A 12175-nucleotide genomic window follows, 5' to 3' on the forward strand; every position below is an offset into this window, starting at 1 on the left:
AAATTAATTTTATTGTATAATAATCGCAACAAATTTTTTAAGGAGTATAATTAATGAGGCTTGAAGATTTAAAACATGAAAAGCTTAAAGCTTGGATTAAAGAAGTAGCTGATATGTGCGAACCTAAAGATATATATGTTTGCGATGGTACTAAAGAAGAATACGATAGATGTATGCAAGGACTTGTTGATTTAGGTTTGGCTCATCCATTAACTAAAAGACCGCATAGCCACTCTTTTAGAAGCGACCCTTCTGACGTGGCTCGTGTTGAAGACAGAACTTATATTAGTTACCCTAACAAAGAAGATGCAGGTCCTACTAACAACTGGATGTCTCCAGATGAATTAAAAAGCACTATGAAAGGTTTATACAAAGGTTGTATGAAAAATAGAACTATGTATGTTATTCCTTTCTCTATGGGTCCTGTTGGTTCTCCTATAGCTAAAATTGGTGTTGAGCTTACTGACAGTGCTTATGTTGTATGTAACATGCATATAATGACAAGAGTTGGTACTAAAGTATTAGATGTATTAGGTTCTAACGGTGAGTTTATACCTTGTCTACACTCTGTAGGTGCTCCTCTTGCTGATGGTCAAAAAGACACTAAATGGCCTTGTGCACCAATAGAGAAAAAATATATTTCCCATTTCCCTGATGAAAACTTAATCTGGTCTTATGGTTCTGGTTACGGCGGAAACGCTTTACTTGGTAAAAAATGTTTCGCTTTACGTATCGCTTCTGCTATGGCTAGAAGAGAAGGTTGGATGGCAGAACACATGCTTATCTTACGCCTAACTAACCCTGAAGGTAAAAGATTCCACATTGCTGCAGCTTTCCCAAGTGCTTGCGGTAAAACTAACCTTGCTATGTTACAGCCTACAATCCCTGGTTGGAAATGTGAAACTATAGGTGATGATATTGCTTGGATGAAAATAAATCCTGAAGACGGCAGACTTTATGCTATTAACCCAGAAGCTGGTTTCTTTGGTGTAGCTCCTGGTACTTCTTATGATTCTAACCCTATGGCTATGGATTCTATAAAAGAAAACACTATATTCACTAACTGTGTAGAAACAGATGACGGTGATGTATGGTGGGAAGGTATGGGTCCTGCTCCTAAACATGGTAAAGACTGGAAAGGTAATGACTGGACTCCAGAAAGCGGTGAAAAAGGTGCTCACCCTAATGCAAGATTTACTGCTCCTGCTAGACAATGTCCTGTTATATGTAAAGACTGGGAAGACCCTAAAGGTGTACCTATAGATATTTTCATTTTCGGCGGAAGAAGAGCTTCTGTTATGCCGTTAGTACATGAATCTTACAGCTGGGATCATGGTGTATTTATGGGTTCTACTGCTGCAAGTGAAACTACTGCTGCTAACATTGGTGCTGCTGGTCAGTTAAGATTTGACCCATTTGCTATGCTTCCTTTTGCTGGTTACAACATGGGTGATTATATGAACCACTGGCTTGAAATGGGAGATAAATTAGGCGATAAAGCTCCTAGAATCTTCTATGTAAACTGGTTTAGAAAAGATGCTGACGGTAAATGGTTATGGCCTGGATTTGGTGACAACTCAAGAGTATTAAAATGGATGTGTGAAAGAGTTGAAGGCAAAATTGATGCTGTTGACACTCCTATAGGTAAAATGCCTAAAGATGGCGATTTAGACCTTAAAGGTTTAGATATTCCTGAAGCTGATTTCAAAGAGCTTATGAGAGTAGATGTTGAGGCTTGGAAAGATCAAGCTAATCAGATTGAAGCTCATTATGCTAAATTTGGTTCAAGACTTCCAGCTAGACTTAAAAAACAATTAGAAGAATTAAGAGCTAGATTAAGCAAATAATTTAGTCTTTCTTAAATAATAATTAAGCCAATAGTTTAATTAAAACATTAAGCTATTGGCTTTTTAATATATTTTATAAAAAATTTTATTTACAAATTAAAAATAATTATTATAATATTATTAACCTAAATGAATAACTGTTAATGTTTATCATGAAGGAATATTTTAAGTTTTATATTATCTAATTTATGGAAAATAATAGAATTGCTGTTATAGGTATAATAATTGAAAACACCGATAATGCTTCAAAGGTGAATGAAATTTTGCATGAGTACAGCGATTTTATTATAGGAAGAATGGGGATTCCTTATAGAGAAGAGAATATAAATATAATCAGCATAGTCTTAAATGCTCCTAATGATAAAATTAATAGTTTGACTGGTAAACTTGGCATGCTTGAAGGTGTTTCTGCTAAGGCACTTTATGCAAACAAAAAATAATAATAATAAAATAACAGTTTAATTATTAGGAGTTTATATTATGTCTTCTACTACTTTATTTAAGTACGATTCAAAGTCAAGAAATGCAAATGAATTTATTAACGATGAAGAAATATTAAAAACGATATCTCAAGTTGAAAGCGGCAATTACAATATAAGAGATATACTAAACAAAGCTAATGAAATGAAAGGGCTTGAACCTAATGAGGCATTGGCTTTACTTCTTTGCGATGATAAAGATATAGAAAATGAAATGTTTGAAATAGCAAAGAAAATAAAATTAGAAATATATGGAAAGAGAATAGTTTTATTTGCTCCGCTTTATTTATCAAATTATTGTGTTAATGGTTGTGTTTACTGTCCTTATCATGCTAAAAACAAACATATAGCAAGAAAGCAATTAACTCAAGATGAGATTAGAGCGGAAGTGATAGCATTGCAGGATATGGGGCATAAAAGGCTTGCATTAGAAACAGGAGAAGACCCAGACTATGCAAGCATGGAGTATTTACTTGAATCAATAAAAACAATATACAGCATTAAACACAAAAACGGTGCAATTAGAAGGGTGAATGTTAATATTGCGGCTACTACAGTAGAAAATTATAAAAAACTAAAAGATGCAGGCATTGGTACTTATGTATTATTTCAAGAAACATATCATAAACCAACTTATGAGAAAGTTCACCCAAGCGGTCCAAAAAGTAATTATGAATATCATACTGAAGCAATGGATAGAGCTATGGAAGGCGGGATTGATGATGTTGGTATAGGGGTATTATTTGGGCTTTACAATTATAAATATGATTTTACTGCTATGCTTTATCATGCTAAACATTTGGAGGACACTTTCGGGTGCGGACCTCATACAATAAGTGTTCCGAGAATAAGACCTGCAGATGATGTTGATGTGAAGAGTTTTCCTAACGCTATAACAGACAGTTTATTTAAAAAAATAGTTGCTGTTTTAAGGATTGCAGTTCCTTATACTGGAATAATAGTTTCTACAAGAGAAAGCCAAAAATCAAGAGAGGAGGTTTTAGAGGTTGGAGTTTCACAGATAAGCGGAGGTTCAAGAACAAGTGTGGGCGGATATGTTGAAGAGGAGGAAGAGAACTCTAAACAGTTTGAAATATCTGATAACCGTTCACTTGATGATGTTATAAAATGGCTTTGCGATATAGATTATCTTCCGAGCTTTTGTACTGCTTGTTATAGAGAAGGAAGAACAGGCGACAGGTTTATGTCATTTGCTAAAAGTGGACAGATAAAAAATTTCTGTCAGGCTAATGCTATAATAACTTTGAAAGAGTATGAGAATGATTATGCCAAAGAAGAAACTAAAAAATCAATAGACAAAGTTATGAATAATGAAATAGAACGCATACCTAATGAAAAAGTTAAAGTAAAATTGGCAGAAGCTTTAAAAGGAATAGACGAAGGAAGGAGAGATTTTAAGTTTTAAATATATTTATTTTAGTGTATATATTTAAGTTTTTGATTTTTATTTTTCTTTTTCCCGCAGCTACACTGTGTGGACTTCGTCAAAAGAACCAAAAAGTGCGAGTAATTAATACTAAATCATATTAATTTTATTTTACTGTAATATAAATCAGTAGCTTTAAGCTAAAATATAGCCTTTTTGCTTCTTTGTGGCAACAAAAGAAGTGGGGTTTGGGGCAAAGCCCCAATGCTAAATATTAATTTAAATACATTACAATAGTAAATATGTCAAAATCAAACATATATATTATTTATAAATAGGGTATAGAAAATATGAATGATACACCAAATTCAAATAGAACACACATTGCAATATTTGGACGAAGAAATGTAGGTAAATCAAGTATTATCAATGCAATTGCAAATCAAGATGTTGCAATAGTTTCAGATACTGCAGGAACTACTACTGACCCTGTTAAAAAAGCGATAGAAATAAATAAAATAGGAGCATGCACTATTGTTGATACTGCGGGCTTTGATGATGAGGGTGAGCTTGGGGAATTAAGAATAAAAAGAACAAAAAAAATAATAGAGTTAGCTGATATTGCTTTGCTTGTTTTTGATGCTAATTTTAATGATTATTTGCTTGAGTTAAAATGGAAAAATGAATTAACAAGTTTAGATATACCTGTTGTGGCAGTTCTAAACAAAATAGATTTAAATAATGATTATAAACAAATAGAACAAAATATAAAAGAAATATTTGATTTGGAAACTGTTTCAATAAGTGCTAATAACAAAATTAATATAGATTTATTAATTGACACTATAAAATTAACAATCCCAAAAACAGAAGAGATTAGTATAACAGGGCATATAATAAAAGAAGATGATATTGTAATGCTTGTTATGCCTCAGGATATTCAAGCTCCAAAAGGCAGGCTCATTCTTCCGCAGGTTCAAACTATAAGAGATATTTTAGACAATAAGGCTGTAATAATGGCTTCTACATTTGATAAATTTGAAAATGCATTAAAAGCATTAAGCAAAGCTCCTAAAGTTATAATAACAGATTCTCAAGTGTTCAAAGAAGTAGAAAGATTGAAACCAAAAGAGAGTTTACTTACATCGTTTTCTGTACTTTTTGCAAGATATAAAGGAAATGAAGAAGTATACAAAAGAGGAGCTAATTTTATAGATAGTCTAACAAAAGAAAGTAAAATATTAATAGCAGAAAGCTGTACTCATATACCGCTTGAAGGAGATATAGGCAGAGTGAAAATTCCTAATCTCTTAAAAAAGAAATTCGGTTTTGAGTTTGATATAGATTATGTAGCAGGTACTGATTTTCCAGATGATTTATCAAAATATGATTTGGTGATACACTGCGGAGGATGCATGGGTAGCAGAAAACATATTTTAAATAGAATAAGAATATGCGAAGAGCAGAATGTACCTATCACTAATTACGGTATGACTATAGCGAAAATTAATGGAGTTAAGTATATATAACTAATTACATTTTATTAATTTTTTGTTGTTCTTTTTCCCACAGCTCGCGGTGCGGACTTCGTCAAAAGAACCAAAAAGTGTAAAATAATATTAGTTGTGTTTCATATTTAAGATAATTTATTAAATTTTTTAAAAAAATAAAGGAATATAAACTTGATTAATATAAATAAAGCAAAAGATATTATTAACAAAATAGAAATAGAAAAAAAAATATCAAAAGAAGATGCTTTCATTCTTTTATCATCTTTTGAATATGACAATAATATTAATATAAAAAAATTAAATAATAAAGAAAAAGAAGAAGTAAAAAAATTAAAAGAATATTTAAGAATTAAGGCAAGAGAAAAGGCTGATAAAATATTCGGAAAATATGTTTTTATGCGTGGACTTATAGAGTTTACTAATTACTGCAAGAATGACTGCATATACTGCGGAATAAGAAAGAGCAACAAAAATGCTGAACGTTATAGACTAAGCAAAGAAGATATTTTATCATGCTGCGAGCTTGGTTATGAAATAGGCTTTAGAACATTTGTATTACAAGGAGGTGAAGACCCTTATTATAATATAAACATAATGTCTGATATAGTTGAAGCAATTAAAACTAAATTTTATAATTGTGCTTTAACATTATCTATAGGTGAAAAAAAAGAGGAATATTATAAAGTATTAAAAGAAAAAGGGGCAGACAGATTTTTACTTAGGCATGAAACTTCTGACAATATTCACTACTCAAAACTTCACCCTAATAATATGAGTTTAGAAAATAGAAAAGAATGTTTAAGAACTTTAAAAAAATTAGGCTATCAAACAGGCACAGGTATAATGGTTGGAAGTCCTTATCAAACTTTGGAAAATATTGCTGATGATTTAATGTTTATGCAAGAGATTAATCCTGAGATGATAGGAATAGGACCTTTTTTGCCTCATAAAGATACACCTTTTGCCAAAGAAAAAAAAGGAGAGTTAGAACTTACTTTAATATTAATAAGCATACTCCGCTTAATTTTTCCATTGGCACTGATACCAGCTACTACTGCTTTGGGTACTATTAAAGAAGGAGGAAGAGAGCTTGGCATACTTTATGGAGCTAATGTTGTTATGCCTAATTTATCTCCTCTTGATGTGAGAAAGAAATATTTATTATATAATAACAAAATAGCAACAGGCACAGAATCTGCCGAAGGAGTTGAAAGCCTTAGAAAAAATATGGAGAATATTGGCTACACACTCACAGGAGAACGAGGAGATTTTGATATAAATAGAGGAAAATAGTTTTTTATATATTACTCAAAAAATAATATGTAATTGATATTTTTATTTCTTAATAGTAAAATAATACTATTATATTTGTTTGCAATAATTATAATAAAAATTATAAGTCATCAGTGAAATATTATGATTAGATTACTCAATAAGTATATAGGAACTATGCTTTGAATGATGAGAATAATTCATGCAACAATAGAGGTTTTTATAATATAGCAAACAAGTCAAATTATTTTACTATAGAGCATGAATATTGTAATGATGATTCTGATAAGCTTATGTTTTATATAACATTTAAATTATATATGAACATAAAAAATATCTATTTATATAGATGCAGTGCTGTTGTTAAGAGAACTCAATTTGATACAGATGTTGATAGTTTAGGAAGAAGAGTTTTATATGATGAGGTTACAGAGGATATGCTTGTGAAACTAATATTTTATTATATGTGAGGGTATATGATAGCATTATTTTATAAGTGTACTATTAATTTTTTAAGAAATTTAAAGTTATAAATAATTAAAAAAATATTATTAGGAGATAAATATATGACAAAAGAAAAGTTTGGAGAAAATGGATTTTTATATACATTAGAAAACAATAATGGCTTAAAATTAAAATTAGCAGATGTTGGAGCTTCTATAACAGGGATATTTTTCAAAAACAAAAGAGGAGAGAATATTGAAGTAGCTTTTGGTTCTGATGATGTTAGTTTTTATAGTGCCAAGGCAAAAAATGGTCACATGGGTGCTACTGTTGGAAGGGTAGCTGGTAAAACTTTGAACTCTTCTTTTAAAATAGGAGATAAAGAATATAAATTGAATCCAAATAAGCCTCCTCATCATACACATGGAGGAGTTGATGGGCTTTCTTATGTATTTTTTACTTCAAAAGAAATTGACAAAAATAAAATAGAGTTTCATTATCTATCAAAAGACGGTGAAGAAGGTTACCCAGGTAATTTAGATTTAATTGTTACATACGCACTTACAGAAAATAACGAAATTATAATAGACTATAAAGCAACAACTGATAAGCCAACCCCAGTAAACATAATGAATCATTCTTATTTTAATTTGAATGGAAAGGGTAAAATTAATAATCATAAAATATCGATAGATGCTGATTATTATTTAGCTGAAGATGAAAGCGGTGATAGTTCTGGTGAGATTCTAAAAGTGGATAATACTCCTTATGATTTTAGAAACATGAAAGAGATTGACACTATAATAGAATCTAAAGGCGGATGCGATAACTGTTTTGTATTTGATGATAATGATATAAAAAAATCTAAAGTAAAAGTTATTTCAGAAGAAAGTTTAATATCTTTAGAGGTGTTTACAGATATGCCTTCTGTTTTGTTATACACTGCTAATTCTCTAAACAATTTAGAAGTGAGAGGACAAGTATTAAACAAACATGAGGCTTTTTGTTTGGAGACACAGTATTTTACTTTAGCATTAAATTATAATCATTTTCCAAGCATAATACTTTATCCAGACAGGGAGTTTAAGCATAGAACTATTTATAAGTTTGCAGCTTTGTAATAGATTTGTTTAAAATTAAATATTTATATTGTCTTAATTTTATTATTTGTATAAATTTTTTATTTTATTCAACTTTTTCCCGCCGCAAAAAGTTGCAAAAAGTGCAAATATTAAAATTATATATCTAAAAAAATAGATATATAATAATTCCATAAGTTTGTGGCTATACTTGGTAGAAATGGAGTCCTTTTGCTTCTTTGGGTCACCACCGAGTAGGTGCCTAATCGGCAAAAGAAGTAGGGGTTTGTACCCTAAGGGCACGCTTCGCAGGGGACTAGTCCCCAAAATAAAAAACTTTTAATAAGCTTAAAAATTTTTAGTATACACTTAAACAACTATATTTTACAATTTATGTTTTTGTTTTATTCAACTTTTTCACGCAGCAAAAAGAACCAAAAAGTGCAAATATTAAAATTTCATATCTAAGAAAATATATATAATAATTCTATTATTTGTGGCTATATTTAATAAAATTGCAGTTCTTTTGGTTCTTTTATACCAATACCACAGGCACTTCCTTCGGTCGTCCTGAAGGACTCCCTTTGGTCGTAAAAGAACTGGGGTGCGGGGCAAAGCCCTGCAAATAATTAAAATAAATAAAGTTAAAATTTTCAATATATTCTGAAATAACTATATATTGTTGTTTAATATAAATTTTGAAACACTTCTAATATTTTTTATTCTCTGTTAAAAATAATAGTAAATATTCCTATTATGCTGCCTGTTATTAATGATATTATTAACACAGGAAGTATTAAAAATTTTATATCTGGTAAATTAAAAAGATATTGTGATAGTATTGCCTGTGATAAATTGCTTACTAATGCTCCGGCAATACTTACACCCAAAAGCGAAAAAATGTTTTTAAAATTTCTAATTAACTTCATTACTATAACAGACATAATGCCTCCAGTTATTCCAAGATAAAATGGAGGGGTGAGAATATATGCAAATACTATAGCAACCGATATGTTTTTTATAGCTATCATAAGAAGAAGCTCTTTTAAATTAAATGAATCTAAAACCATCAATATAATAATAAAAGAAAACCCAATCCTAAAATATGGTATGGGTCTTGGAAACATGTTCTCTATTGCCGCAATAAATGAAGATAAAAAAGCAAAAAATATTATATCATAAACTCTTCTTTTTCCGGTATGTGTTTTAATTTCTTCAAAAAGTGTCATATATTAAAAAACCTTTATTCATAACGTTTATTGTACAACAGAATCTATTGTTATATCATTTTCAGTATTTTTTTCAAATCTTATTAATACCCCATTGGGCATGCATATTATAGGGGCATTTTTTAATTCTCCTGCTTTTATGCAAAGCTTATCCCTGCATGGAGAATATTCAAATTTTACTTTTTTATCTTTTATAATAATGGTAGTCTCTCCAATAAGCCCTTCTACTACAATTTCTCTGTCTGTATTCAAATCATACCTTAAAGATTTTGAAGGAGTATCTATTATAATTTTATTTCCCTTATTTTCAATTAAGTTTTTGGCATAATAAATAATAGATATTACTATAATTAAAATAATAATAATATCTCCAAATCTAATATTTTTTATTATTGATTTGTCCATATTTTTTCTACTTCTATATTGAAAAATGAAGGCTCTATATATGATAATTTAGCATAATCTGGAATATTTGCTTCTATTGAAATATTAGAATATATACCTTCGTTTGTGATATTTATGAGATTTAGTGAGAGTAATATATCTTCTTTTTTTAAGTTTTCTATTAAGTTTTTATTCATTTCTAATACAATTTTTTTTACAATTAAAGGTTCATTATATTTTATATTAAATCTGCTGTTTAAATTATTAATATTCAATTCTATATTTTCAAATGTTACTATTTCTATATCTTTATCAAAAATTATACTTGCATCTACTCTAAAAGTATCGGATTTAACATTAGGCGGTATGTTTAAACTAAGCTTAGTATTATAATCTAAATATTTATCATTAAGGTCTATAGTTTTTGTATATAATTTATCTATTTGAGAGATTAAAGTTTTAGGTCCAGATATTATTGTGTTTGAAGGATTAATAATAATATTTTCAATTTCAAGTCCTAATGAGGCTTTTCCTACAGTTTGTACTTCTATAGGAACAGTTTTATAAGCTAACTGGTCTAATACTACAGGTATTTTATTTGGAGTTATATTGATATTGAGTGATGAATAATCTGCATCATTTTCTAAATATACTCTATACATATTGCTTCCAATTTGTGCATTAGTTAAATCTATATAAGCAGAAAAATCTCTTGGAAGCTCATATATATTATCTTTAAATCCTTTTACGCTGACAGTTATAGTTTCTTTAATATTGTTTGCAATTAAAAGTTTTGCTGGAAGGTTTTTTATATTTAGTTTTGTGGTATATTCTTTATTGTATTCCTGCTGATATCTTACATATAAAAAAAGCATAAAAGACATTGATAAACATAAAGCTTTAATCCAAAATCTATTTGTTATATAGGATAACAATTTTTTATGTTTAAATTTTTTTATTATAATATCTTTCATTTTAATCTACTTTTACCTCTAAAAGTTCTCCAAGCCTTTTATATAATTCATCTCTGCTTAAATTATATTCTAATATCCCACCATGAACAATAGAGACGCATTGAGTTTCTTCTGATACCACCACCACAACAGCATCAGTTTGTTCAGATATACCAATTGCTGCCCTATGTCTGGTGCCTAATCTTCTATTTTTTATTTGAGGCTCTGTTTCTGTAAGGGGTAAATATGCACTTGCTGCCGCTATTCTATTTTCCATTATGATGGCAGCACCGTCATGTATGGGGTTGTTTTTAAAAAATATAGATTCTAATAGTTCTATAGAGATGTCGGCATTAATTTTTACTGCTTTGTCTACAAGAGAATGGAGAGATATATTTCTTTGAAACACTATTAAAGCTCCATAACCTTTGTATGATAAATTAAAAGTTGCACTCATAATTTTTTGTATTTGGTCTTCGTTGTATCCGAATGATTTTTTAAACAATGCTCTTCCGCCTAATATTCTTAGACCATGTTTTATTTCTGCCTGAAAGAGAACTACTATTGCAATAAGACCTACTTGGAAAAATTTATCAAATAACCATGAGAGGGTGGTAAGACCAAAAACTTTAGCTATTAATGTGATAAAGAAAAGGATTATAAAACCTAAGGCTATGCTGTATGCTCTGGTATTATACATAAGCATGTAAAAAATATAAAATAATATTGCTACTAAGATTATATCAAGACTATAAAAGAGATAACGCCAATTTGAAGTTGATATAAAATTGTTGATATTATACAGCATATATTTATTATATCATATATATGTATATTTGCAAATAATAAAAAATATTATAATATTGAAACTGAGGTGTTTTTTAATGTATTTTTCTAAAAGGTTAATAATAGTTTTTGTTTTTATTTTTATTTTTACTATGAGTGCTAATGTATTTGCTCAGAAAAATAGATTTGAAGTATTATTGAATGTGCCTTTTGGAATGAGCATTGGTTTTTCAGATTCTAAGCTTATTACTAATCCTACTGTGCTTAGCATGAAAAGTTTTGTGGATTTTGAGACTGGGGTTTCTTTGCAATTTGGATATATGTATTTAATATCTGATAGAATGGCTTTAAGCATATTGGCTGAGTTTGGATATAGCCATGATAGTTATTCTTATAGCTCTAAAGATTTAAAAACCACTTATTCTTATTATTTTGAAAATATTCTTGTTGGAGTTTTACCTAAGTTTATTATTGATAATTTTTCTATTGGTTTTGGAATTGGTGTGAAAATGCCTACGGTTGTAAACTATATAGAGAGAGTTGATAGTAAAAATATTTATAATACAAGTTTATATTACAGTGAGGCGGCTCCTGTTACTTTTATTAAATTAGCTTTTGATTATTCCTTTGTTATTAATAGATATATAAATATTAACCTTGGAAGCTATATTCTTTATGATGTATTTGTGCGGGTTAATAATCCTCATTATCAGTATCATAATATCAGTGCTCTTACTGTTGGAATGCAATTAGCTTTAAGATTTATTATATAATAATAAAAATAATAAAAAATTAAGGAGTGTA

At 29.2% G+C, this 12175-nt stretch carries 12 protein-coding genes; 8 read left to right on the forward strand and 4 right to left on the reverse strand.

The window, feature by feature from the left end; genetic code table 11:
• Positions 1-53 precede the first annotated feature (53 nt).
• The 7 genes from R4I97_RS09060 (at position 54) to R4I97_RS09090 (ending at position 8061) form a co-directional block, all read left to right on the forward strand.
• Complete coding sequence (locus R4I97_RS09060) at positions 54-1847, forward strand: phosphoenolpyruvate carboxykinase (GTP) (protein ID WP_335784722.1); 1794 nt, start codon at positions 54-56, stop codon at positions 1845-1847.
• Between the two features lie 188 nt (positions 1848-2035).
• A complete protein-coding gene (locus tag R4I97_RS09065) occupies positions 2036-2287 on the forward strand; it encodes a TM1266 family iron-only hydrogenase system putative regulator (protein ID WP_335784723.1) in 252 nt (83 codons plus the stop codon).
• Positions 2288-2327: 40 nt separating this feature from the next.
• The gene (gene hydG / locus R4I97_RS09070; RefSeq protein ID WP_335784724.1) at positions 2328-3752 is read left to right on the forward strand and encodes a [FeFe] hydrogenase H-cluster radical SAM maturase HydG; all 1425 of its coding nucleotides are present in this window, start codon (positions 2328-2330) and stop codon (positions 3750-3752) included.
• A gap of 311 nt (positions 3753-4063) precedes the next feature.
• Positions 4064-5242 carry a [FeFe] hydrogenase H-cluster maturation GTPase HydF gene (hydF, locus tag R4I97_RS09075; RefSeq protein WP_335784725.1) on the forward strand — a complete coding sequence of 393 codons (1179 nt, stop codon included), beginning with the start codon at positions 4064-4066 and terminating at the stop codon, positions 5240-5242.
• 153 nt (positions 5243-5395) lie between these two features.
• Positions 5396-6517 (forward strand): [FeFe] hydrogenase H-cluster radical SAM maturase HydE, encoded by a 1122-nt coding sequence (gene hydE, locus R4I97_RS09080; protein WP_335784726.1) that lies wholly within the window; start codon positions 5396-5398, stop codon positions 6515-6517.
• 161 nt (positions 6518-6678) lie between these two features.
• Positions 6679-6966, forward strand: coding sequence for a hypothetical protein (locus tag R4I97_RS09085; RefSeq protein ID WP_335784727.1), 288 nt, complete (start codon positions 6679-6681; stop codon positions 6964-6966).
• A gap of 96 nt (positions 6967-7062) precedes the next feature.
• On the forward strand, positions 7063-8061 hold the full coding sequence (locus tag R4I97_RS09090) for an aldose epimerase family protein (RefSeq protein WP_335784728.1): 999 nt from the start codon (positions 7063-7065) through the stop codon (positions 8059-8061).
• Between the two features lie 677 nt (positions 8062-8738).
• Here the strand turns inward: R4I97_RS09090 and R4I97_RS09095 are convergent.
• From R4I97_RS09095 to cdaA, 4 genes are read right to left on the reverse strand one after another with little or no spacing between them, the layout of a single operon-like run.
• A complete protein-coding gene (locus R4I97_RS09095; RefSeq protein WP_335784729.1) occupies positions 8739-9248 on the reverse strand; it encodes a Gx transporter family protein in 510 nt (169 codons plus the stop codon).
• A 27-nt stretch (positions 9249-9275) separates the two neighbouring features.
• Positions 9276-9653 carry a NusG domain II-containing protein gene (locus R4I97_RS09100; protein ID WP_335784730.1) on the reverse strand — a complete coding sequence of 126 codons (378 nt, stop codon included), beginning with the start codon at positions 9651-9653 and terminating at the stop codon, positions 9276-9278.
• Positions 9638-10606, reverse strand: a complete 969-nt coding sequence (locus tag R4I97_RS09105) for a YbbR-like domain-containing protein (RefSeq protein ID WP_335784731.1) — start codon at positions 10604-10606, stop codon at positions 9638-9640. Before R4I97_RS09105 ends, R4I97_RS09100 begins: the two co-directional genes overlap by 16 nt.
• A gap of 1 nt (position 10607) precedes the next feature.
• A complete protein-coding gene (gene cdaA / locus R4I97_RS09110) occupies positions 10608-11393 on the reverse strand; it encodes a diadenylate cyclase CdaA (protein WP_335784732.1) in 786 nt (261 codons plus the stop codon).
• Positions 11394-11469: 76 nt separating this feature from the next.
• Between cdaA and R4I97_RS09115 the strand changes: the two genes are divergently transcribed.
• Entirely contained in the window at positions 11470-12144 is a 675-nt protein-coding gene (locus R4I97_RS09115) for a hypothetical protein (RefSeq protein WP_335784733.1), read from the forward strand.
• Positions 12145-12175 lie beyond the last annotated feature (31 nt).

Source organism: Brachyspira pilosicoli (assembly GCF_036997485.1).
GTDB lineage: Bacteria > Spirochaetota > Brachyspiria > Brachyspirales > Brachyspiraceae > Brachyspira > Brachyspira pilosicoli_C.

Coding starts and splice junctions, on each gene's coding strand:
- R4I97_RS09060 (WP_335784722.1), top strand. CDS start 54: ATGAGGCTTGAAGATTTAAAACATGAAAAGCTTAAAGCTTGGATTAAA.
- R4I97_RS09065 (WP_335784723.1), top strand. CDS start 2,036: ATGGAAAATAATAGAATTGCTGTTATAGGTATAATAATTGAAAACACC.
- hydG (WP_335784724.1), top strand. CDS start 2,328: ATGTCTTCTACTACTTTATTTAAGTACGATTCAAAGTCAAGAAATGCA.
- hydF (WP_335784725.1), top strand. CDS start 4,064: ATGAATGATACACCAAATTCAAATAGAACACACATTGCAATATTTGGA.
- R4I97_RS09090 (WP_335784728.1), top strand. CDS start 7,063: ATGACAAAAGAAAAGTTTGGAGAAAATGGATTTTTATATACATTAGAA.
- R4I97_RS09095 (WP_335784729.1), bottom strand. CDS start 9,248: ATGACACTTTTTGAAGAAATTAAAACACATACCGGAAAAAGAAGAGTT.
- R4I97_RS09100 (WP_335784730.1), bottom strand. CDS start 9,653: ATGGACAAATCAATAATAAAAAATATTAGATTTGGAGATATTATTATT.
- R4I97_RS09105 (WP_335784731.1), bottom strand. CDS start 10,606: ATGAAAGATATTATAATAAAAAAATTTAAACATAAAAAATTGTTATCC.
- cdaA (WP_335784732.1), bottom strand. CDS start 11,393: ATGCTGTATAATATCAACAATTTTATATCAACTTCAAATTGGCGTTAT.
- R4I97_RS09115 (WP_335784733.1), top strand. CDS start 11,470: ATGTATTTTTCTAAAAGGTTAATAATAGTTTTTGTTTTTATTTTTATT.